This window comes from Granulibacter bethesdensis (genome assembly GCF_001889545.1).
Lineage (GTDB): Bacteria > Pseudomonadota > Alphaproteobacteria > Acetobacterales > Acetobacteraceae > Granulibacter > Granulibacter bethesdensis_B.
On the sequence record NZ_CP018194.1, the window covers coordinates 25,582 to 48,182 of the forward strand.

The following is a 22,601-nucleotide window of genomic DNA, read 5'->3' on the forward strand; positions in this document are numbered from 1 at the left end:
ACGGCCCGAAGCACCGCGTGCATCCCCGATTTATATTCGTTCGATGATGTAAGAAGGAGAAGCGCCCCGGGCAAGAGGCTGCTTCACCAGATTCCGACATTGATGGTTAAAACTGCGACCTCTCTGTCGAAGTCGACCGAGTCAGCCGGAAAATCCGTTGTCAGGCTTTTGACACCACCACCATGGCCGGTTTCAGCAGGCGGCCATTCAGTGTCCAGGCCGAGGTCCATGCCTGCAACACGGTGCCTGGCGGATGCTCGGCGCTGGGCTGTTCGCTCATCGCCTGATGAAGGTTGGGATCGAACACCGCCCCGGTCGGGTCGGTGCCGCTGATGCCATTGCGCTCCAGAATGGAGATAAAATTCCGCTCCACCCCCTCCAGCCCTTCCCGCACGCGGGTCAGGGAGGCCGGTTCGCCTTCCTCTGCCGCCGGCAGGGCGGACAGGCCGCGCCGGAGGTTCTCCGCCGCTTCCACGATGTCGGCCGCGAATTTCTGCACGGCGTAATTGCGGGCATCGTCGGCGTCACGCTTGGCGCGGGCGCGGACATTGGCCATCTCCGCCTCTGCCCGCATCCAGCGTTCACGGAAATCGTCCCGCTCCGCTTCCAGTGCGGCGATGCGGGCTTCCGGTGTTTCCGCGGCTGCGTTCTGCGGCTGCTCGGCGGAATGAGTCTCTTCCTGATCTTTCGGAAGTTCCTGCTGCGTTTCGTCCTGCATGGCTGTCGCCTCGGTTTCGTTCGTCATGGGCGGTGAATTAGCGCATCGACGCCGCGGAACAAGGGATGAAACTCCAAAACCGCGTTTCTTCGGTGTTTTTCGCGTCCAGAAGCGCAGATCCATGCCGATTTCTGTTCCGTCTGTGCTTCAGGGTATGATCGGGGCCAATGTTCAAATCTGTCCGGCCCCGCCCAGCAGACGACCGATGACCCGTGCTGTGTAATCGACCACCGGAATGATGCGACCGTAATTGATACGAGTCGGGCCAATCACGCCAATGGCACCGACGATCCGGTTGGCATCGTTGCGGGCCGGGGCCACCACCATGGACAGACCGGAGGCTCCGAACAGGCCGCTCTCGGCGCCGATGAAAATCCGCACTCCGTCGGAGTTTTCCGCCAGATCGAGCAGCCGCAGGATGGTTTCCTGTGCTTCCAGCTGATCGAACAGCATCTGGATGGCGGCCAGCTGACCGGCCTGCACGGCATCAGCCAGCAATTTCCCCTGACCACGCACGATCAGGTTGCCGCCGCGTTCCTCGCCGCTCCATGTGGCAAGCCCTGCCTTCACCACCTGCGCCGCCAGCGTATCGAGCTGGGTGCGGTTGGCGGTGATTTCCTCCGTCACCAACCGGCGGAGCTCGGCAAGAGGTTTGTTGCTGAGCCGGGCGTTCAGATAATTCGCCGCCTGTTGCAGGGCAGAGGGTGGCAGCCCGGGCGGGATTTCCATAACCCGGTTTTCCACCTGTCCCTCGGCGGTCACCATGATCACCAGTGCCCGCCCGGTGCTCAGCGGCACGAATTCGATATGCCGCAACGCGCCTTCCGATTTTGGTGCCAGTACCAGCCCGGCGGCGGCGGACAGGCCGGAGAGCAGGGTCGAAGCCTCGGTCAGCGTGTCTTCAAGGCTGCGGCCACGGGCTTCCAGCGATGCTGCGATGCTGTCCTGTTCGTCTTCCGAGAGTGCGCCGAATTGCAGCAGCCCGTCCACAAACAGCCGCAGGCCGCGATCGGTGGGCAGGCGTCCGGCAGAGGTATGAGGGGCGAACAGCAATCCCGCATCGGTCAGATCGGCCATCACGTTGCGGATGGTCGCGGGGGAGAGGTTGACGGGCAGGCGACGGGACAGGGTGCGGCTGCCGACCGGTTCGCCGGTTTCAACATATTGCTCGACGATCTCACGCAGGATCGCGGCGGAACGTGCGTCCAGCCCCGGCGGCAGGGCGCTGACCGGAAGGCTGGCCCCCCGAATTTTACCCGGACTGGAACCGTGGGGGGATGATGAAACGGAACGTGGCATGCATGAAAACCTGATCTGCCATAACGGTAGGAAGCCGGAAGGGACGGGTCAATGATGATGCGTCCTGATGTCTGTATATTTTCAGAATGCTGATCCATGATATGGGGCTGCGGGGTGGGTTTTCATGGTGGGCGGCCTTGTCAGCCTTTCCCTGATCCGGCACTCCACACGACATGAAGCCGGCTTCTGTCGTAGCAGTCCGGTCATGTCCAAAGGATTGCCATCCATGTCTGTCCCCGGCCTTTCTTCAGCGCGTCCGTCCGGTCGTGCGGCCGATGCATTGCGCAGCGTCCGTCTGGAAACCGGTTTTGCGCATCATGCCGAAGGCTCCTGCCTGATCAGGATGGGTCGTACCGAGGTTCTGTGCACTGCCAGTGCCGAGCCGCGGATTCCGGGTTTTCTGCGTGGCACCGGCAAAGGATGGGTGACGGCGGAATATGGCATGCTGCCACGAGCTACTCACAAGCGTGGAGAGAGGGAGGCGGCACGGGGAAAGCAATCCGGTCGCACGCAGGAAATCCAGCGGCTGATTGGTCGCGCCCTGCGTGCCGTGGTGGATCGGGATGCAATGGGGGAGATGAGCATCACCCTCGATTGTGACGTGCTGAATGCCGATGGAGGTACACGCTGTGCTTCTGTCACCGGGGCGTATGTTGCGCTCAGCCTTGCCTTTCACAAAATGGTGAAGGCTGGCGTCCTGAAAGCGGTGCCGCTGCGTGGTCAGGTGGCGGCGGTTTCCTGCGGCGTCGTAGGGGGACAGCCCGTGCTGGACCTCGATTACATCGAGGATTCCGGGGCCGAGGCGGATGCCAATTTTGTGCTGACCGATGCGGGCGGCATCGTCGAAATTCAGGGAACGGCTGAAGGCGCTCCGTTCAGCGAGGCGGATTTCTCTGCGATGCTTGGTCTGGCACGCCAGGGAACGGCACAGCTTTTCGCCATGCAGCGCGACGCCATTGCTGCGTTCCTGTCCAGATAGTGACTGCCGAAATCAGGGCTGAGTGAAAGGGGAGAGGGATCATGAGCGAGACCCGCAGACTGAACCGGAATGATACACTCATCCTTGCCACGCATAATGCCGGTAAGGTGCGGGAATTTGACAGCCTGCTGAAACCCTGGTCGATCACACTGGTTTCCGCAGGTTCCCTCAACCTGCCGGAACCGGAGGAAACCGCCAGTGATTTCGTTGGCAATGCCCAGTTGAAAGCGCTGGCTGCGGCACGGGCCTCAGGTCAGCCTGCCCTGGCGGATGACAGTGGATTCTGTGTGGCCGCGCTGGAGGGCGATCCCGGTATTTTCTCTGCCCGCTGGGCCGGCCCGGAAAAGGATTTTGCAGCCGCCATGCAGCGGATTCACGAATTGGCTGGTGAGGATGAAGACCGGCGCGCCTGGTTCGTCTGCGCGCTCAGCCTCGCCTGGCCGGACGGGCATACGGACAGCTTTCTCGGCAGGGTCGATGGTGAATGGGTCTGGCCCCCGCGTGGCACACAGGGTTTCGGCTATGATCCGATGTTCATTCCCCGTGGCGGCAGCCTGACCTATGGCGAGATCGCGCCTGCCGAGAAAGACGCCGCCAGTCATCGTGCCCGTGCGTTCGAGCAGTTTGCCGCCGCGTGTCTGCCTCTGGCAGAATCCTGATCGGATGCAGACCGTATTTTCTACAGCCTTAAGAAGGACAGGATCATGACCGAAGCCAATGGTCGCCATGCTGATCATCCTATCGATGAACTTTTTCTGGAACGCTGGTCTCCCCGTGCTTTTACCGGGGAGCCCATGCCCCATGATGAGTTGCTGACTGTTCTGGAAGCCGCCACCTGGGCACCGTCCGGCTATAATGCGCAGCCATGGCGGTTCATCTATGCCCATCGTGATACACCGCATTTCGAGACCCTGCTGAAGCCGTTGATCCCGTTCAATCAGGGCTGGGCGAAAAATGCGTCGGTGCTGCTCTATGTGGTGTCGCACACCGTGCTGACGCCGCCGGGCAAGGACCAGCCGGTGCCGAATCACAGCCATTCTTTCGATGCCGGTGCGGCATGGGCGCTGCTGGCCTTGCAGGCGCATCTCAAGGGCTGGGCGACGCATGGCATGACGGGCGTTGATTTCGCGGCTGCCGCTGAGGCACTGAATGTTCCCGCCGATTACCGGATCGAGGCAGCGGTGGCGATCGGGCGTCGGGCCGATCCCTCCGTACTGGATGAGGCCGCGCGCGCGCGCGAGGTTCCCAACAGCCGCGAGCCGGTGCAGAGCAAAATCTTCGAAGGTGCTTTTCCCTCCGCATGAGGGTGGATGTGGCATCCTTCGGTGACCAGGCGGCAGAACCGCTGGCGCTGTATATCCACTGGCCGTTCTGCCTGTCCAAATGCCCGTATTGCGACTTCAACAGCCATGTGCGGGATGAGATTCCGCAGGCGCGATTCGCCGCCGCTCTGCGGGCTGAACTGGTATGGGAGGCATCGCGGCTGGGGCGTCGTCCGCTTGCCTCCGTCTTTTTCGGCGGTGGCACGCCCAGCCTGATGGAAGCCGAGACTGTTGCCGCTCTGATTGAAGATGCAACAAGGTATTTCCCGCCATGCGATGATCTGGAAATCACGCTGGAGGCCAATCCGACCAGCGTGGAAGCCGGACGTTTCCGAGCCTTCCGTCAGGCGGGCGTCAATCGCGTATCACTGGGGATTCAGAGCCTGCATGACGAGGCTCTGAAAGGGCTTGGACGGCAGCATGATGCAAGGCAGGCGATGGCTGCGCTGGAACTGGCCCATAGCATTTTCCCCCGCCTGTCATTCGATCTGATCTATGCCCGACCCGGCCAGACCGTGGCGGCGTGGCGGCAGGAATTACGACAGGCCCTGTCGCTGGCGGGGGATCATCTGTCGCTCTATCAGCTCACCATCGAACCCGGCACTGCTTATGAAGCGTCTTTCCGCCGGGGGGAGATTATACTGCCTTCGGATGAGCAGGCGGCCGAGCTGTACGAGGCGACCGGAGAAGAAGCGGCGCAGTTCGGCATGACGGCCTACGAAGTGTCGAATTATGCCAGAGCAGGGGCGGAAAGCCGGCATAATCTGGCGTACTGGCGCTATGCCGATTATGCGGGAATCGGGCCCGGAGCTCATGGTCGGGTGAGTCATTCCGGCAGTCTCTTCGCCACCAGACGGCATCGTGCGCCGGAGCCATGGGCGGAGCTGGTAGAGCGTCAGGGCCATGGTTCGACCCTTGAGGAAGAGGTCGAGCCACAGGAACGCGCACGGGAAATGCTGCTGATGGGGCTGCGGATCACGGATGGTATCGACGAAGCCCGTTTCCGGCAGCGCACCGGCCTGACTCTGGAACAGGCGGTGGATCAGGAGGTTTTATCGCTGGCGCTGGACAATGCCTATCTCAGCCGCGAGCATGGCAATCTGCGCGCCTTGCCGGAGGGCAGGGTGCGGCTGAATGCGCTTTTGCAGGCATTGGTGCTCTGATGCAGAATCAGGCGGCGGGAGGCAGGACGATGCTGGCCTCCCCTTCCGCCAGCATGGTGCCATCTTCGGCGGTCACACTCAGCGCGTAGATCATGCCGCCAGGGCTGTTCAGCAACATGCGGGCCGAGACATGGAGCGTGCCGAACCGTTCATCATCCAGCCGCGGCACATGCAGGGTCACGGCCCGTAGCCCTGCCAGATAACCCGGCCTTGCCGCCGCTCCATCCAGTAAGGCTCCATGCAGGGCCGCAGCCTGAAGTGCATATTCGATGCCGCATACCGCACCGAGCCGTCCGCCTTCCCGCAAGGGATTATCCGGCAGAAGATGGGACTCGGACAGGCAGCTGATGGTGCTGTCATCCCACGCCACGACACGTTGCAACAGGCACATGCTGCCCTGATGCGGAATCAGCGCAGCGATGGCGGCGGGGCTGTCGGGATTGTGGCGTATTCCGGTCATGACAGGCGTATTCGTACATGGCCGGATAGCATGGTGGCATGGGCCTCCCCGCCATGTCCCCCAGCCAGAAGGCTGAGCAGACGCAGGGAGCGTGCCGCCGGATTCATCTCCGCCAGTGCAGCGAGGGCGGGAAGATCGGGAGCGACCAGAGCGGGATCGGCCTCTCCGGCACTGAAATCAACCGACAGACGGCCTGCATCGTCGCTTTGCCCGGCCTTCTGATCCGGGGTCAGCACGAAAGCGGCGGCAAAGGCGCATTCCGTCCGGCGCTTTTCCGCCAGCGGTGAAGCAAGGGGGGCATCATAGAGACAGAGCAGCACGGGTTCTTTTTCTATCCCGGCCTCCACCACTGCTTTGAGCAGTCCCGCACCAAAAGTATGATCATGGCAGCCGATGCAGTTGGCGGGGGCGCTGGCACCATGCGCGATGGTCCAGTATCCGGCGGGTGCATTGTGAACCGAATTATGAAACTGTGTCGGTGACAGCTGCACATCCGAGGTGTTTTCGGTGGTCGTCAGTGTTTCCAGAATCCCGTGCAGCAACATGCCGTCGCCATTGCCGCTGGCGAAGATGCTGCGCAGTGTCTGTGGCTGAAGGCCACTCTGTGCGACGGCCTGTTCGGCTGCATAGAGAGCCAGCCTTGCTACCATTCCCGTTCGGCGACGCTCATTGGGTGACAGGATGGAAGGCGGCGGCGGTGGCTCCTGACTGGAGAGGTCCAGGGGAGTTTTGCCGGTCAGCACGCCCTGACTCTGCTCCCAGCCCGGCAGGCCCGGTCCCCAGATGGCAACACCCGCGATCCGTACGGAGGGGGAAGAGGACATGGATGGCATGATCAGGGCTGTCCTACCAGCAGGCTGCAATTAATACCGCCGAAGCCGAATGCGTTGATCAGAATATGGCGGGGCGAGGCGACCATATTCTCGGTCAGCAGCCGGGCAGTAAACGTGGGATCGACCTGTGACACGTTGATGTTGCCCGGTAGAAAACCGTGTTTCAGCGACAGCATTGCCAGCGCCACACCGACCATCCCTGCTGTCCCCAGCGTGTGACCCATCCAGCCTTTGGAGGAGCCGCATGGCGTCTCCGTGCCGAATATCTCGGTGATGGCACGGTCCTCCATCGCATCGTTCTGCCTTGTGCCGGTGCCGTGGAGCGCCACGAAATCAACGGCATCCGGAGAAAGCCCGGCACTGCGCAACGCACCACGCATCGCATCCGTGGCGCCGCGGCCTTCCGGATGAGGCGCAGACATATGATGACCGTCGCTGCTGGCGCCATGACCCAGCAGCATGGCGGGGGCTTCATCGCGTTCCAGCAGGGCGAACCCGGCGGCCTCACCGATGGAAATACCGCGCCGCCCGGTATCGCCGGGCTGGGTGGCATCGGGAGAGATCAGCTCCAGCGCCGCGAAGCCGCGCAGGGTCATCCGGCACAGCGTATCTGCACCACCCACCACGGCGGCATCACACAGCCCACTGGCAATCAGTTGCTGGGCATCGGCAAACGCCTTGGCGGCAGAAGCGCAGGCAGTCGAAATCACGAAAGCCGGACCCTCCAGCTGCAACCGCGCCTGCACGAAGCGGGCAAGCGCGAACAGGTCATGGGTGTTTTCGACATCCAGAGCGTCAGGGAGTTTTTCCCCCGGCGCGCGGCAACGATAGGCTTCCTCGCTGGTCAGGATGCCCGATGTGCTGGTGCCAAGCACGATGGCGATCCGCTCCGCGCCATAGCGGGCACGGGCGCGGGCGACATGCTCCGAGAATCCGTCACTGTGCAGGGCCATATCGGCCAGCCGGTGGTTGCGGCAGTCGAACCGGGCCAGCGCGGATGGAAGGCTGTATTCCTCCAGCCCCTCCACACGTCCGATCCATCCCTCGGTGATGCCGAACATGTCACAGCGCCGCAAACCGCTCTGTCTGGTAAGCAGGGCCTGCAAGGTCGTGTGTTCGTCCTGCCCGATCGCGCTGACAAGGCTGGTTGCGGTAATCCCGAGCGGTTGCATCTTGGCTGTATCATCCATTCGCGGATGGGGGGGAAATGGCAGGCAAATCCGTATCTTGCGGACGGGCCATGAAGAAGGCCAGCACAAGTGCGCAGAAAGTGCCACTGGCCACAGTCAGGCCGATACTGGCCAGCAGCGGGGTCTGGCATGTGGCCAGAAGTCCGAAGCTCAGCAAGGTCATGCCATTGCAGACCAGCAGGGTACGGAGGGTGCGCACACGTTCCTCCAGATCCAGCGGGGCACCATTGTCTCCCCGTCGCGTCAGAAACAGCGCATAATCCAGAGAGATACCGATCATGAGCTGAATGGCTGTCACGTGGAACAGGGAGATCGATATCCCGGCGAGTTTCAGCAATGCCAGAGTGACGCAGAGAGCCGCGCCGATCGGGACCAGAACGGCCAGCAAACGTTTCGGTTGCCGCAGCCCGATCGCCAGAGCGAACAGCGCCAGCAAGGCTCCTGCGCCAAGCCAGCGAAAAGCCTGACCCGTAAAGCGGTTCACCAGCCCGTTGGTGGCTTCCCGGATATCGATGACCTGCGCCGGACCGGTGCCGGACTGGTCCAGCAGGCTCTGGAATGTATCCGCGTCCGTCAGACCGGTGAGGGAGGCGATGCCATACCAGCTGTCACCGCGCTGAAACAGCATGGGGGCCAGACGTGCCCGCAACAGGGGGCTGGGTAAGGCGTGCAGGGGGGAAGCCGTCCGTTGCTGCTCCGCATCTTTCAGGAACGGATCGAAGGCTCCGTTTGCGAAGGGCAAGCCTGCCATGGCGGCCATGACCCGGTCATGCAGTTCCGGGGCAGGCGGAATCGCAGCCTGATGTTGGCGTTGGCTGTATTCACTGGGCAGCAGATCGGCAGGCCCGAGCGAGGATGTGATCAGGCCGCGCTGCCGCATCTGGTGCAGGAACGGGGTCAGACGCTCCGCATGGCGTAGAACATCTTCCTGGCTGGTGCCGCTGAATACCAGCAGGACGCTGGCATCCGGTGCGCCGATCTGGCGGCGCAGAGTGTCATCCAGCGTCATCTGGCTCGCTGGTACCGGACTCAGATGGGCCAGATCGCGTTCCAGCGGAGGCAGGCCGGTGATGGTCAGATAGAGAAGGGCCAGACAGGGCACCAACAGTGCCAGAGGCCGAAAACGGTGCAGCCGCTCCAGCCTGATCATCCATGCAGGCGCGGCACTATTCCGCCCGGGCGTTTTCAGCAGGGCAGGCGCCAGATCGGCCGAACGGACGACAGGAGGCAGCACGAGAAATGTTGCCAGCCCCGCCCCCAGCAGCCCCATGACCGAGAACAATCCCAACTGCGCCAGAGCGGGGAAGCTGGAAAACACCATCCCGATCAACCCCAGCGAGGCGGCGATCATGGTCAGGCCCAGCGTCATGCCGATCCTCCGTCGTGTTGCCCTCACGGCCTCACCAGGGCGGCGATGGCCGATCCACAGCACGGGATAATCCAGCGTGACACCCAGCATGGTGAGGCCGAATCCTAACGTCACGCCATGCACGCTACCGTTCCAGAGCTGGATCGTGACCGCTGCCAGCGCAATGCCGAGCATCGGTGGAATCAGCATCGCCACCAGTACGGCAGGCGATCGGAAGCGCCATAACAGCAGGGCCAGAATCAGGACGCCGGACAGAATGGCGATGCGATGAATATCGGCCTTGACGATGCTGGAAGCCTGTTCGGCAAAAATCGCCGGACCGGTCAAATGCAGGGAAAATGCACCGGGATCGGTTGGACTGACGGTACGACGGGCATCTTCAAAGGAAGAGCGCAACAGGGAGAGGGCAACCTGTTGTTCCTCGATGCTTGAACCGGCATGCAGCCGGGTCAGCAGCAGGGCGCGTGGTGGCTGATCCGGCTGTTCCGGTGCGAACCACACGCCATCCACCGTGCGCGGACCACTGAACCCCCCCTCCAGCCATTGTGCAGCCACTGCGGCGAATGCACCGGTCGGATCGGCAAAACCATAGCGGGCAACAACCGGTGAGGCCGCGCCTGACAAACCGGTCAGCAAGGCCTCGAAATGATGATGCAGGGCATCGGTGGTAAAATGCTCCGGCGTAACGGCGTCAGAAAGAAGATAGCGATCTGCAAACAACTTTTCCGCTTCCTGATCCATGCCCGCACTGCTGTTCATGACGAGGCTGAACAGGTTGTGTCCTCGCAACTGTGCAGCCATCCTCTGGCTGATTTTTGTGAGAGCGGGCGTGGATGGTCCGTCTATTCCGGCGAGAAGAAGGGTGGCTGCCTCTCCTTCCCGCACTTCCCGTAACAGGAAGCGGGAAGCAGAGTCTGTACCGGGAGGCAGGAAATCTGTAATGTCGGTACGAATGCGGATCTGCGTCAGCACCAGACCGAGACAGACAGCGCAGAGAAGAAAAACGGCCAGAAGTCGTTTCATGGAACTGCGCGTGTCACGAGAGCAAATAATCCTGTTGCCGTGTCGTCTTGGTAGGAGTGGACGCTTCGTCCGGTCAAGCCGGACGAAGACAGCGCGCAGGATCGGTCAGTGGACCAAAGGCAGAGTCACGATGTTGTGACATGCCCGGCAAGATCCTCACCGGCTTCCACAGGACCAAATTCGCCATTCAGGGCTGCGGTCAACCGGTTTTTGTCCAACTTGCCTTCCCATCGCGCCACAACGATGGCCGCGACGGCATTACCGATCAGGTTGGTAAGCGCACGGCATTCCGACATGAATCGGTCTACGCCGAAAATCAGTCCGATTCCTGCAACGGGAATGCTTGGGATCACTGACAGGGTGGCAGCCAGTGTGACAAACCCTGCTCCGGTTACGCCCGCAGCGCCTTTGGAACTGAGCATGGCAACAGCCAGCAACAGGGCCTGATCACCCCATGATAGCGGAATGTTCAGGGCCTGGGCAATGAACAGTGCCGCGATGGTCATATAGATGTTGGTGCCATCAAGATTGAAGGAATATCCAGTAGGGATTACCAGACCGACCACAGTTTTCTCGCAGCCTGCAGCCTCCATCTTGGCCATAAGCCCGGGCAGAGCAGGTTCGGAGGAACTGGTGCCGAGAACGAGGAGAAGCTCTTCCTTGATGTAGCGAATCAGCTTGAGGACGGAAAATCCATTATATCGTGCGACAGCCCCCAGCACGATCAGCACAAACAGGATGGCGGTGATGTAGAATGTCCCCACCAGCATCGCCAGATTGAGGATAGACCGGATGCCGAATGTGCCAACCGTGTAGGCCATGGCTCCGAATGCACCGAGCGGTGCTGCGCGCATCAGGATGGCGACCAGCCTGAAGATACCGGCAGAAAGGGATTCGAGAACTTTCAGCAGGGGTGCGCCCGCTTCCCCGACCGATGCCAGTGCAATCCCGAACAGAACGGAGAAAAACAGCACCTGAAGGATGTCACCGCTTGCAAGGGCGCTGACAGGTGTGGCCGGAATGATGTTCAGCAGAAAGCCGATCAGGGTGGTATCGTGCGCCCTTTGTACATATGTCTGCACGAGCGAGGATGAAAGCTTGGCGGGATCGGCATGCATACTGGTGCCTGGCTGCACAATATTGACCACGACCAGACCGACGATCAGTGCAAGCGTTGAAAAGCACAGGAAGTAGATCATCGCCTTGCCGATGACCCGGCCAACGGTTTTCATGTCCCGCATGCTGGCAATGCCGGTCACGACCGTCAGGAAAATAACCGGTGCGATGATCATCTTGACCAGCTTGATGAAAGCATCACCCAGCGGTCCGAAAGATTTCGCGACACCCGGCGCAAAATAACCCAGCAGGACACTGAGAGCCATGGCAATCAGAACCTGTACGTACAGATGCTGATACCATTTATGTGGTCGGTGGGGCTGTGGTACCTGTGAAACTGGGGCCATGGCCATTGTCTTGTATTTCCCCCTTATTGTCCCGCATCAGGGCTGCGGGTTATGACAGGGTGCCATATGCCTTTTTCGTTTCGTTATAAAGCCATAATCCGGGACCAGTCCGGAGTGATGCAGAAAGTCTGTCAGCAAAAAGATTAATCTGGTGTGATCTGCATGATACTGCGATCACCATTGGTCTGGACCGTATCAGTCTGGCGTAGCTGATGACCGATGCCATCAATGCGGACGACGCTTATAAATCCTGAAATATGTCCGTCGATCGGTTTCAGGGTAAGCCGCCATGCATCTCCCCCCAATGATTCATACGCAATCCGGTAATGCTTTTCCAGCGTTGCCAGATTGCCGGAAAGCGCACCGCGGACAGTATCTACCAGGGCACCAAGCGCAGGCTGTGTGGTCAGATCAATAGTGTGGGGTGGTTCAGGCGGATGAATCAGTACCAGAGTATCCCCTGTCACACGCAATGTTTCGGGCGAGGGAGAGGTGATTATTTTCTCCAGCCGATCAGGGCGTTGATAGGACAGGATCCCTTCCGAAATAATCGGTCGGGTCAGTTGGGAAAGCGTCTTTTCTTCTCTGAAATGTGCATGGGACGTCTCGACCTGCGCCAGCCGCGCCATCAACTGATGCAGCGGATCAGATGGCTGGCTGGCCAGGGGCGGGGAAGCGGGTTCCTGGTCTGCGGCTATCGCCTGAAAGGCTGGAACGCTGCCCGATAGGGACAACGCAATCAGGCTGGCAATCCGGCTGATTGAGAGTGTTTTCACCAGTGCCTTCATCTGTGTGCCAGAAATCATAGAAATTGAACCAGTTGTAAGGATAGGCCCGCGCATGGTGTTCCAGCCGGGCGATGAAAGACAGCAGCCATTCATGCACTGCGCCGAGACGATTCTGTCTTGGCAAGGTGATGCGGTCGGCAAAGGGTTCGATGATGATAGTATAGTGGCGTGGCCCGGTCCTCAGCCCGAAACACAGCAGGACAGGTGCTGCTGTAACGGCGGCCAACAGCAGCGGCCCTGCCGGAAAATGGGCGATTTTGCCGAGAAAAGGTACACCAAGCATGCGTTGCGGCATGTGGGAACGGTCGGCCAGCAACCCGATCAATTCTCCCCGGCCAAGCGCTTCCTGCACATCCAGCGCTGTGCTGGCTCGCCCGATATCGATGATGTCCTGAGCAGCCTGCGGATTGAGACTGTCCAGTGCAGCCGACAGACCGCTTGTATGTTCTCTCCACATCAGCGGCCTGACCCGGACCGGGCAATTTTCCAGCGTGGTCAGTGCGCGCAGGCTTTCAAAGCTGCCAAGATGGGCGCCGAATAACAATGCACCCTGACCGGTTCTGGCATGATGGTGCAGAAGGTCCAGACCATGCACGGTAATTTTATAATGGCTGATCCGGCCGGACAGCAAAAAAACGCGGTCCAGAATCACGCAGGCAAAGCAGTAAAAATGCCGATACAAATCTCGCAAGGTCACGGGCCGGTTGAGCGCCTGCTGTAAAAACTGCCTGCTTGCCTGCCGCGCCCGTGTTCGGGTGATCAGGTACCACCCTGCTACCACAGGCATGATCAGGAACCTGATCAGCCAGTCCGCCCGCAAGGTCAGACGGATCAGGAGCGCAGGCAGAAATTGTCCACCGCCTTCCTTTATTTTGGTCCAGTGCGTACTCATCGGCTCAGAGGATCATGCTGGCAGGTGAAGCAATGGATGCTTCACGTGAAACAATCCACAAGGGAGTCATCCTGGCAGCAAGGCCGATCTGGATGTGGTGGAGAAAAAGGTTAGACATGACCTATCCCTTCCTGAGGGGTAGGCGGGTGCATGGCCCGGACCCTGGCCTTCAGTGATACTCTGCTTCCGGTGGAGAGGATGATGGCGCTCTCTCCATTCGTGGCTGGCTTAGTGGAGATATCGACCCTATCCCCCGGCAGAACGGGCATGGAAAAACGGGCGGAGACGATATGAACCGGAGCCTGGTCCATCTTCAGAGACCGCAAGGCATGATCCAGCAGCAGAACACCCGGCAACAATGGCCTGCCGGGAAAATGCCCGGCCAGGGCGGGGTGATCTTGTGCGACCTCGAACCGGGACGGCGGAGGAAGGGTACCCTGCTGATCGTCTGAAACACTGTCATTCATATCGTAATCTTTAAGAAGCAATTGTGTTCATACGATGGAGCAGATCCTCTATCGCGTTGCGCGGAAGTTTACCAAGCGCATTACGGGGCAATGCCTCGACTATCACCACGCGACGCGGCAGGAAGGCCGGGTCGATCCGGGTGCGAAGCCCCTCCATTATGGTGGTAACAGAACAGCTTGGCGCGACTACCAGCGCGATCAGCTTTGCTTCCAGATTGCTCGCATCGTCTGTTTTGCCGGAGGGCAGATAAGAGGGAAGGTAAAAAGTACCATCCTCTACTCCCGGCAGTTCCGACAAAATACGGCTCAGCCCGGCCAGAGAAGCGCGCTTGCCGCCGCGTTTGATCATATCTGCCTGACGTCCGATCAGCCGAAAGGAACGGTCCGGCAGCAGGGCAACAATATCCGCAAGCGGTGTGTCCGGACAGAAAGGAGCCTGCGCAACCGGTTGATCAATTTCGATCCCGCCCTGACCGGCCTCCATGCTGCCAGCGGCTTTAAGGTTCACCCCATCCAGCAGATACCAGTTGTCTCCGGCAACCGTCCGGCGGGTGGCGAATGAGCCGATTTCGGTGGCGCCGTAGATTTCATGCACCTCGGTGCCAAAACGTGTTTCAAACCCGCCCGCGAGGAGCGGGGACAGCGGGGCGGTGGCTGAAATGGTGCGCGACAGGGGTGGAACCGGCAAGGCCGCATCCTGCATCGCCCGCATATGCAGTGGTGTGCATACCAGCATACGCGGGGCCGGAATCCGCTCCAGCGCGCGGGTTATATCGGCCGGATAAAAAGCCGGGCCACACCATATGGCTGCTTTGGCATGCAGGGGCAGCAGGACGGACAGCTCAAACCCGTACATATGTTGGGACGGAACAGGGGCCACTATGTTGCAAGGCGCATCCGTTTCCGTCGGCAGGGCGAAGCGATTGCCGATGGCCCGGCTGCGATCCACCAGAGCACGCCATTGTTTGGTATGGGCCACCGGGTTTCCCGTTGATCCGGAGGTGAAGGCAATGGCTGCAATCCGGTCATCGGGAATGTCGTGAGGGGAGCGGGTCCAGAGGGAAGCGCCGCTCATGTCCCATACCACGAAAGTCCATCCCTGTTGCCGGGCAAGATCAATGATGTCGGTATCTGATGATGACAGCAGTAATGTTGTTCCCGGATAGGACTGGATCAGATGTTCAAGCCCGTGCAGGGTGCGTTCGGCCGTCATCAGCGCAGGAATGCCCATGATCTGTGCGGCAGCAAAACCCGTGGCGACCGCCAGCCGATTCCTGGAGGGCAGGGCCAGAAACCGGCATGCCGGTAACTGCCGTGTCAGCAGATCGGCTTCTCCCAGAAACATTGCGACTGTGACGGACCCGTCCGGGACAGTCGCGTCCGGCGTCAGAAAAAGCGTCTCGTGAAGCTGCCGGTCGGTCAGGGCCGTGCTGGCTGGCGCGCGTCGGGGGACCGATAGATCATGAGTCGTAAGCAAAACGTATCCTGACAGGAAGAAGCATAAACCGCGACCGGGGCCGTGCGGGTAAATATCAGGTCAGGCCGGACAGTAACATTTGATTTTTTGTCATTCTTATCTTTCATTCCCGGTCAAACAGATATTTCATTATCCCATCACGAATGCTACGGGCGAGCCGTGACACGTTTGAAAGCCGACAGGCTGCTTCCGGCTCGTTCCTTGACCGCTCTGATTCTTGGCAGGCCGGATCATCCCGTTACATTCAGTGTTGATCTGGAAGATCACGGGGGTGGGCTGGATCGCCTCGCGGGGAATGCCAGCCGTCTGCTGGACTGGCTGGCATCCCACCATGTGCGGGCAACGATTTTCACCGTGGGGGAACTGGGACGCACCGCCCCGGCGATCGTCCGGCGCTTTGCCGAAGCAGGTCACGAAATCGCCTGCCATGGGGAGGTGCATCAGCGGCTGGAACGGCTGTCCCCGGCGCAGTTGCGTGCTGGTCTGATCGCGGCGCGTCAGCGGCTGAGCGATCTTTCCGGCCAGTCTGTCGAGGGATTTCGTGCGCCTGAGTTCTCGTTGACGCCGCTGACGCCCTGGGTGCCGGATGTTCTGGCGGAGGCCGGGTATCTCTGGTCCTCCTCCATCATGCCGACCCGGCTGAGGGGAGGGGAGGCCCCGATTGGCTGGGCCGGTCTGCCGGCTCGTCCATTTCTGTGGCCATCCGGAGTGCTGGAGATCCCGGTCCCGCTGTTTCGCATTGGCCCTTTCCATGTGCCTTTCATGGGGGGGATGTGGCTGCGCTACCTGCCTTTGCCCTTGTTACGTCTGGCTATAAAGCGGATGGGAGATCAGCCGTCATGGGCTTACTGTCATCCTTATGATATTGATACCAAAGAAAAATTGTCACTTTTACCGGGCCGGTCCCGTGTGGCCAGTATGGCGATGTGGGCCAATCGCGGCCGTATGGTCGAAAGAATGACGATTCTGGCAGCAAACCCTGCTCCCTGTTTTGGGGAAAGGGTGCCGCTCTGGCGGCGACAGGCCATCACGATACAGAAATAATAAGTGGGTGGGGCCAATGTTGGCTGATTGCAGCCAGCGGAAGTCAGGCTGTTTTTCAAGGAAAACGGGGCAGCATCCCGGAATTAAGATTGCGTTGATGCGGCGAATGCAGTAACTGCCCCTTTCTTGCGAATTATTCGCAACCGGAGAGACCGATGAGCATTCGTAGCAATCGGCTGGCAGGTGTGCATGGCGCGCTGACGGCTGTGTTTCTGACAGCGACGTCTTTTTCGCTGGGAGCTGGTATTTTGTTGCCGGGTATTGTCTCCGCCCAGACGGCTTCCCAACAAACTGCTCCGGCACCAGCATCAGCACCGGCGGCACCCGCCCCGGTTGGAACCCCGGCAGACGCCGCACCCACGCCGGATGCAACGTCTGCCGCTGCTCCGAAAATTACCGAGGCTGAGGTGGATGCCGATCTGCCGCATGATTTATCGGTTCAGGCGATGTTCCATAATGCGGACATGGTCGTGAAAGCGGTGATGTTGGGTCTGGTTGCGGCCTCCATCCTGACCTGGACCATTCTTCTGGCGAAGGGGATCGAGATTGCCGGTGCCCGCCGCTCCCTGCGCCGTGATCTGAGCGAGGCAATGACTGAGCGTTCTCTGGCTACCCTTCAGGCCCGTCAGCATGGGCGCGGTATGAGTCCGGGCGTGGCCATGGTCAATGCGGCGGCGGAGGAAATCATCGCGTCCGGTGATCGGACCGGCGGCATTCAGGAACGTGTTGTCTCCCGTCTGCGTCGTCTGGAGGCCGCTTATGGCCGCCGTATCGGGCGTGGCACCGGCTTTCTGGCGACCATTGGTGCGACTTCACCCTTTATCGGTCTGTTCGGAACGGTATGGGGCATCATGAACAGCTTCATCGGCATTTCCCAGTCCCATACCACCAATCTGGCGGTGGTGGCCCCCGGCATTGCGGAAGCGCTGCTGGCAACCGCCACGGGTCTGGTGGCGGCCATTCCTGCGGTGGTCATCTATAACAGCTTTGCCCGGATTACCGGCGGTTATCGTGCGCAACTGACCGATCTGACAGCGGCGGTTACCCGGATTGTTTCCAGGGATCTGGATAACCAGCGCTCCTTGCGCCATGCCGCCGAGTAATCTGTTTCAAGCGATCCTGACGGAGTAACCATCATGGCGATGGGTGTGGGTGATCTGGAGACCGCAGGCGGCGATGATCTGGCCGAGGCGCATGAAATCAATGTGACGCCCTTTATCGATGTGATGCTGGTGCTTCTGATCATTTTCATGGTCGCGGCCCCGCTGGCGACGGTGGATGTGGCGGTTGATCTTCCATCCTCGACCTCCAAAATCCACAAACGGCCGGAAAAGCCGGTTTTTGTCAGTCTGAAGGCGGACAAGACCCTGACTGTGGGTGAGGAAGCGGTGCCTGAGGCTATGTTGGGTCAGGCGGTGTCCCAGATTACACATGGCGACAAGGAACAGAGGATTTTCCTGCGCGCTGATAAGACGGTGCCTTATGAGGCGCTGATGAAGGTGATGGATTCCCTGCGGGCAGCGGGATACCTGAAAATCGGTCTGGTGACTCTGGATGCGGCGGTGAACTGATGGTGTCAGCCGCAACACCTGACCGGACTGTACAGACCATCCGTCCGGTCATCCCGCCGACGCTGCTCCCCGGACTGGCCGGGCTGACCCTTGGCCCGAGCGGTTTGCCGGAGTCCCGAACCCGTGCGCTGATGCGCTATTCGGGGGCCTGCCTGGTGATTCTGGGGCTGCATGTGGCTATGTTCGCCTATGTCAGCCAGCTTCATCCTGTGCCGATTGGCGACAGCAATGATTCTCCTCCGGCGGTGATGATTGATCTGCCTCCTGCTGCACCCACGCCATCAGCACCGCCCCCTGAAGATGTGACCCGTCCTCAACTGCCGCCGCAGCCAGAGGTTCAGCCGCTTCAGGAAACCCAGAAACTGCCCGAGATTCCCCCTTCTCCGGCGCCATCGCCGGAAGCGGTGTTGCCGCCTCCGCCCAAAGCCCCACCGGTTCCGCAGCGTCCCAAACCAAAGCCGGTGCAGCCGCCAAAGCCAAAACCGGTTCAGAAACCGGCTGAGCATGTCGAGGAAAACCCCAAGGATGCTCCGCCTGCTCCGGCGGCACCGCCATCACCGGATGCTGCTCAGGCTGCTTCAGCAGCGCGTCAGGCACAGGCGTCATGGTACGGGAAGGTGGCCGGGCATTTGCTGCGCTTCAAGCGGTACCCCCGTATGGCCGAGCTTCGGCATGAGGAAGGCGTGGTCAAGGTCCGCTTTGCCGTGGATGAGACAGGTCATGTGACGGGCTTTACGATCGTGACCTCTTCCGGCCATGAACTGCTGGATGAGGGCGCGCGGGAATGGATCCACCGCGCACAGCCGCTGCCACCGCCGCCTCAGGAGATAAGCCATGGTCGCCCGATGGTGCTGAGTGTTCCGCTCAGCTTTACGATCGCTGATCGCTGATCATCTTCGTCGGTGATGAATGCAGCAAAGGCCGCCATTTCGGGCGGCCTTTGCTGTTTGGGGCTGTCCAGAGAGGTACATCATCCTGTGTCTGCCTCAAAAGCAATATCGCAAATAAGAATTACTTGCAATTAAACCCTCGAATCGTCTAACACCGTGAAAGAGGGACGGACCAACCGGCCGTCCCCCCGATCAGGCGGACCTGCAACGGGCGGAGCGGTGGATATGGATCATGGTTTTCCAGAAGGATGGTTTCCTGCCCCCTCACTGGCTTTGGGGTCGCAGGAAAGAAGCATCCTGACGGCCTTGCGTCTGGCGATCAGGGCGGTGGGTGATATCGGGTTTGCAATGGGTGATCCGCCCTCCACGCTTGGATCGCAGACACAGGAAAACGCGCTGTATGTGCGGGGAATCCTGTCCGGGCTGGCAGATATCAACTGTGCCCTGCAACAGACCGGTTATCGCGGCTGGCAGATGGAGCCTCCCGGATCGCTGGGGATAACGCGCGATGAGCGTCGATTTCTGCGGGCGGTGAAAGTGGCCGGGACCGGGGACAGGCGGCTGCTGGATAATTATCTGTTCAAGCTGGCCCTGGACCGGAAACTGCGGATGAAACTGGCACTGATCATCCAGAGCATTGCGGCATGGGGACAGGGCATGCCGGACGGATCGCCACAGACTGCATCAAGCTCCTGCAAGGCTGTTTCCTGTGCTGCCCACCCAGGATTGCCCAGTCCCGGCCCAATCCGGGGTCACGGGATTCTTCCCGCCCCTGCGCTGGCGGCGCTGCGGGCGCGGGGATGTTCGCCGGATAATCTCATCATCGACTGGATCGGTGAACAAGCGTGAAAGGATGTGGCCTCATGCGGCCTGACAAACAGGATGAACAGGCCGTCGAGGCTGGGACGGAAGAGCATGCGCCAGGACCCGGTAAGGCCGGGCAGGTCTGCGGTCGTCTGGCACAGGTTGACCCGGCGCTCAGGGCCGGTCACGAATTGCCGATGGTCGAGCATGCCCTGTTATGGACCATGCGCGCCTGGGCCATTGGCGTCTCACGCCGGGTCAATACCTCTGCGGCGATTCAGGAGGTGTATCAGAGGCTCGGAATCCCGGCGGCGGCGCTGCATCTGGATGGTTTCATGTGGGCGCTGTGCCGTGGCGCCAGGCGTCAGCTTGATGTCAACTGCGTCTGTCAGACCGTTGTCAGTCAGGATGAGGCGCTGTTGCTGGACGTGCTGGCACTGGCACAGGAACAGCGGTACGAGGCCATGACCGTGCTGTCCGGCATGACAAAACCGGAGGCGGCTATAGCCGGATGTGAAAGCGCCGGGCAGCTTATGCATCTGCTTAATAAGGTCGGGCATGTGATGCCCCGCGCCAGCGCGGCACTGCGGCGGCACGCGTTTGGAACAATGGAGGAAGGCATGTCCACCGCCCTGCATTGAGGGCCTGCATTGAGGGGCGGAAAGGCGACAGCCACGAAAAGGCCGTCGAATGCGGGTTCGACGGCCTTTTTGATGTGTTCACAGCCTCTGGTGCAGGTGCAGAGGAATTGTCAGGCTTCCCGGTAAGACAGCAGCATCAGCCCGATCAGGACGAAGCAGACCGGCCAGATCCATCCGGCAATCCGGGCGGTTCGGCCATCGGCCCTGATCTCCAGCCAGCGAGACCATCCTGCCAGCACCCCGGTCAGGGCCAGCGGGGTATGGGTCAGCTCGATCAGAAGCTGCTCCTTCACATTGGCAATGGCGTGATTATGGGTCAGCAGCAGTGCACTGCCGATTGCCGTCAGCAATGGAAACACCAGCGCGGCGCGGGAATGCTCCAGCCCGCCAACCCTGACGCGCCATTCGAACAGACCGAACACCACGATCAGGACCACGAACAGCCTATGTTGCAGTACCTCCACATCGCGCAGGGAGGCGAAAAATCCTTCCTGGCCCAGCGGCCACACTTCAGGATCGGAGCGCACCAGCAGAAATCCTGCCATCAGCAGAAAAATCAGAGGCCAGTGACGGGCCATCCTTAATCCTGCCCGATTGAGCAGGGCCAGCATGCCGATAGTTGCCACGAAAATACCGGCCCAATGATGGTTATATTCGCTCCAGGCGATATCGGCGGCATTACGCGGCGGCAGATCGCCGGAACCCGGTTCGAAAGCGAGTTGGGGATTGGTATGGGCTGTGGCGGCTTCCGTATCCAGCTGTTGCTGTTTTTCGATCAGGGCCAGTTGGTCGTGATCAGGGGAGGTCAGGCGCGGCCAGACCGGACGGTTGCGTTCGGCGATTTCGTGCAAGCTCGCCCGATCCTGCGTCAGATCAATGGCCGGCGGCACGGAGGTCAGAGAGGCCGCGGCAAAAAACAGCGTGAAGCCGATGCCTATTTCCGCCTCGGCAAACCGCTTCATACGCAGCACGGGTGTCGCAGGGTCACGCTTCAGCCGCTCGGTGACTTTCAGATTGCCATAGCCAAGCGCCAGCAACATCAGCAGCATGACGATCTTGGCTCCGACCATGACACCATAGGCCGTGCCGTAAAATCCCTGCCATGAGCCGATATAATACCATGCCATGATGATGCCGGAGACGAGAATGAAAGCCACGCCCGCCATGGAGAGGCGCGAAAACCGGGGGCCGACAGCCTGCAATGCGCTCACATCCCTGATGCGGGCGAGTGCGGCCACAAAGCATGGGATGCCCCCTACCCAGATTGCAGCACCCAACTGATGCAACCCTTCAACAACCAGCAGCAGCAGGCTGTTATCGATCCGTGCTGCGGCATGGGTGGTCATGGTGGCGGCCCCGAGTTCGATGGCCCCGGCCAGTAGCAATGGCCCCAGCGGCGCACGCAGTCTTCCCCCCGCCAACAGCACGGCTATCGCGAAAGCGGCAGCGATCTTGATCAGCCCGGACACTGCAAAACCGGCTCCCAGAATACCGTTGATCGGCAGATCAACGGTGCTGGAAATGACGGAGATCTGAAGGCCGATAGCGGCGGCCTCCGTCATCATCAGGCCGAGCGCAGACCAGAAAGCGATCCGGGTGCTGTCCCGGATGACATCAGGCCCGGCGGTTCCCATCCGTGAAGCCAGTGGTCGGGCCAGGAGAGCCAGAAAGAGAATGGCCCCCAGCATCATCGACTGGGCGACGATGGTCAGCCCATGAATGACGACGCTGAGATAGCCGAAAACATCAACGAGAAGGGACACTGATATGGTCGCGGAAGATCAGGGGGCGCTTTTTGAGACAGTCAGCGGCACCTCACCGCGTGTGATATGGCCATCCACTGCCAGAACCTGCCAATGCAGCACATAGTCTCCGGGCTGATCGAGCACAGCGGTGACGTCCAGAATATCGGGCTGTCCGTCTGGTGCGATGGCCAGCACGGTCTTGTGTTTGTCCGGGCTTGAAAGCGAAATGCGCGAGCGCTTCTTGTCGATCCGGCTGTTGAAATGAAGTTCGATGGTCTGGCTGCCAGGCGGAACGGTGCTGCCGGCGGCGGGCGTGCTGCCGAGCAGGATGGCGTGGGCTGAAGCGGTCTGCGGCATCAGGGCAGCCAGAGCAGCAAGTATGATCCCGAAAAGGGCAGCGCCGGTCGAGCGGAATACGGTCAAGTCAGACTCTCCGATAAGATTCAATGCCTGGCAGATGAAC

General features: G+C 60.5%; 23 protein-coding genes. 10 read left to right on the forward strand and 13 right to left on the reverse strand.

Annotation, left to right across the window (positions count from 1 at the left end; translation table 11 throughout):
• Positions 1-160: 160 nt before the first annotated feature.
• Positions 161-745 carry a nucleotide exchange factor GrpE gene (locus GbCGDNIH8_RS00115; protein WP_072573455.1) on the reverse strand — a complete coding sequence of 195 codons (585 nt, stop codon included), beginning with the start codon at positions 743-745 and terminating at the stop codon, positions 161-163.
• Between the two features lie 144 nt (positions 746-889).
• Positions 890-2,017, reverse strand: a complete 1,128-nt coding sequence (hrcA, locus tag GbCGDNIH8_RS00120; protein WP_072571636.1) for a heat-inducible transcriptional repressor HrcA — start codon at positions 2,015-2,017, stop codon at positions 890-892.
• Between the two features lie 226 nt (positions 2,018-2,243).
• Between hrcA and rph the strand changes: the two genes are divergently transcribed.
• The 4 genes from rph to hemW are packed head-to-tail and all read left to right on the forward strand — an operon-like array spanning position 2,244 to position 5,481.
• Positions 2,244-2,996: a ribonuclease PH gene (rph, locus tag GbCGDNIH8_RS00125; protein WP_072573456.1), complete on the forward strand. Its 753-nt coding sequence runs from the start codon at positions 2,244-2,246 to the stop codon at positions 2,994-2,996.
• 41 nt (positions 2,997-3,037) lie between these two features.
• A complete protein-coding gene (rdgB, locus tag GbCGDNIH8_RS00130) occupies positions 3,038-3,655 on the forward strand; it encodes an RdgB/HAM1 family non-canonical purine NTP pyrophosphatase (RefSeq protein ID WP_072571637.1) in 618 nt (205 codons plus the stop codon).
• A gap of 45 nt (positions 3,656-3,700) precedes the next feature.
• Positions 3,701-4,300: a nitroreductase family protein gene (locus tag GbCGDNIH8_RS00135; protein WP_072571638.1), complete on the forward strand. Its 600-nt coding sequence runs from the start codon at positions 3,701-3,703 to the stop codon at positions 4,298-4,300.
• Positions 4,297-5,481 (forward strand): radical SAM family heme chaperone HemW, encoded by a 1,185-nt coding sequence (hemW, locus tag GbCGDNIH8_RS00140; RefSeq protein WP_072571639.1) that lies wholly within the window; start codon positions 4,297-4,299, stop codon positions 5,479-5,481. Before GbCGDNIH8_RS00135 ends, hemW begins: the two co-directional genes overlap by 4 nt.
• 7 nt (positions 5,482-5,488) lie before the next feature.
• On the opposite strand, the gene GbCGDNIH8_RS00145 is transcribed toward hemW, so the two are convergent.
• The 9 genes from GbCGDNIH8_RS00145 to GbCGDNIH8_RS00185 all read right to left on the reverse strand — a co-directional run bounded on the left by GbCGDNIH8_RS00145 (position 5,489) and on the right by GbCGDNIH8_RS00185 (position 15,443).
• On the reverse strand, positions 5,489-5,941 hold the full coding sequence (locus GbCGDNIH8_RS00145) for a hotdog family protein (RefSeq protein ID WP_072571640.1): 453 nt from the start codon (positions 5,939-5,941) through the stop codon (positions 5,489-5,491).
• Entirely contained in the window at positions 5,938-6,765 is an 828-nt protein-coding gene (locus tag GbCGDNIH8_RS00150; protein ID WP_081369021.1) for a beta-ketoacyl synthase chain length factor, read from the reverse strand. Before GbCGDNIH8_RS00150 ends, GbCGDNIH8_RS00145 begins: the two co-directional genes overlap by 4 nt.
• An 11-nt stretch (positions 6,766-6,776) precedes the next feature.
• Positions 6,777-7,946 carry a beta-ketoacyl-[acyl-carrier-protein] synthase family protein gene (locus GbCGDNIH8_RS00155; protein WP_072573458.1) on the reverse strand — a complete coding sequence of 390 codons (1,170 nt, stop codon included), beginning with the start codon at positions 7,944-7,946 and terminating at the stop codon, positions 6,777-6,779.
• Positions 7,947-7,956: 10 nt separating this feature from the next.
• Entirely contained in the window at positions 7,957-10,356 is a 2,400-nt protein-coding gene (locus GbCGDNIH8_RS00160) for an MMPL family transporter (RefSeq protein ID WP_072571641.1), read from the reverse strand.
• Between the two features lie 125 nt (positions 10,357-10,481).
• Positions 10,482-11,825 (reverse strand): dicarboxylate/amino acid:cation symporter, encoded by a 1,344-nt coding sequence (locus GbCGDNIH8_RS00165; protein ID WP_095206392.1) that lies wholly within the window; start codon positions 11,823-11,825, stop codon positions 10,482-10,484.
• Positions 11,826-11,962: 137 nt separating this feature from the next.
• Positions 11,963-12,448: a LolA-related protein gene (locus GbCGDNIH8_RS00170; RefSeq protein ID WP_172822861.1), complete on the reverse strand. Its 486-nt coding sequence runs from the start codon at positions 12,446-12,448 to the stop codon at positions 11,963-11,965.
• A 16-nt stretch (positions 12,449-12,464) separates the two neighbouring features.
• Positions 12,465-13,499, reverse strand: coding sequence for an LpxL/LpxP family acyltransferase (locus tag GbCGDNIH8_RS00175; protein WP_072571643.1), 1,035 nt, complete (start codon positions 13,497-13,499; stop codon positions 12,465-12,467).
• 110 nt (positions 13,500-13,609) lie between these two features.
• Complete coding sequence (locus GbCGDNIH8_RS00180; protein WP_072571644.1) at positions 13,610-13,966, reverse strand: ApeI family dehydratase; 357 nt, start codon at positions 13,964-13,966, stop codon at positions 13,610-13,612.
• A 10-nt stretch (positions 13,967-13,976) separates the two neighbouring features.
• A complete protein-coding gene (locus tag GbCGDNIH8_RS00185) occupies positions 13,977-15,443 on the reverse strand; it encodes an AMP-binding protein (RefSeq protein WP_157692494.1) in 1,467 nt (488 codons plus the stop codon).
• A 201-nt stretch (positions 15,444-15,644) separates the two neighbouring features.
• On the opposite strand from GbCGDNIH8_RS00185, the gene GbCGDNIH8_RS00190 reads away from it, so the two are divergent.
• The 6 genes from GbCGDNIH8_RS00190 to GbCGDNIH8_RS00215 all read left to right on the forward strand — a co-directional run bounded on the left by GbCGDNIH8_RS00190 (position 15,645) and on the right by GbCGDNIH8_RS00215 (position 20,393).
• Complete coding sequence (locus GbCGDNIH8_RS00190) at positions 15,645-16,487, forward strand: polysaccharide deacetylase family protein (RefSeq protein ID WP_172822862.1); 843 nt, start codon at positions 15,645-15,647, stop codon at positions 16,485-16,487.
• A 155-nt stretch (positions 16,488-16,642) separates the two neighbouring features.
• A complete protein-coding gene (gene exbB, locus GbCGDNIH8_RS00195) occupies positions 16,643-17,590 on the forward strand; it encodes a tonB-system energizer ExbB (protein WP_072571646.1) in 948 nt (315 codons plus the stop codon).
• A 33-nt stretch (positions 17,591-17,623) separates the two neighbouring features.
• A complete protein-coding gene (gene exbD, locus GbCGDNIH8_RS00200; protein ID WP_072571647.1) occupies positions 17,624-18,058 on the forward strand; it encodes a TonB system transport protein ExbD in 435 nt (144 codons plus the stop codon).
• Positions 18,058-18,948, forward strand: a complete 891-nt coding sequence (locus tag GbCGDNIH8_RS00205; RefSeq protein WP_081368747.1) for an energy transducer TonB — start codon at positions 18,058-18,060, stop codon at positions 18,946-18,948. The genes exbD and GbCGDNIH8_RS00205 overlap by 1 nt, the downstream gene beginning before the upstream one ends.
• A 225-nt stretch (positions 18,949-19,173) precedes the next feature.
• The gene (locus GbCGDNIH8_RS00210) at positions 19,174-19,797 is read left to right on the forward strand and encodes a hypothetical protein (protein ID WP_072571648.1); all 624 of its coding nucleotides are present in this window, start codon (positions 19,174-19,176) and stop codon (positions 19,795-19,797) included.
• Positions 19,798-19,811: 14 nt separating this feature from the next.
• A complete protein-coding gene (locus tag GbCGDNIH8_RS00215; RefSeq protein WP_072571649.1) occupies positions 19,812-20,393 on the forward strand; it encodes a hypothetical protein in 582 nt (193 codons plus the stop codon).
• Between the two features lie 110 nt (positions 20,394-20,503).
• Here GbCGDNIH8_RS00215 and GbCGDNIH8_RS00220 read toward each other — a convergent pair whose 3' ends face one another.
• Positions 20,504-22,156 (reverse strand): copper resistance D family protein, encoded by a 1,653-nt coding sequence (locus GbCGDNIH8_RS00220; protein ID WP_072571650.1) that lies wholly within the window; start codon positions 22,154-22,156, stop codon positions 20,504-20,506.
• Between the two features lie 18 nt (positions 22,157-22,174).
• A complete protein-coding gene (locus GbCGDNIH8_RS00225; RefSeq protein ID WP_216634462.1) occupies positions 22,175-22,561 on the reverse strand; it encodes a copper resistance CopC family protein in 387 nt (128 codons plus the stop codon).
• Positions 22,562-22,601 lie beyond the last annotated feature (40 nt).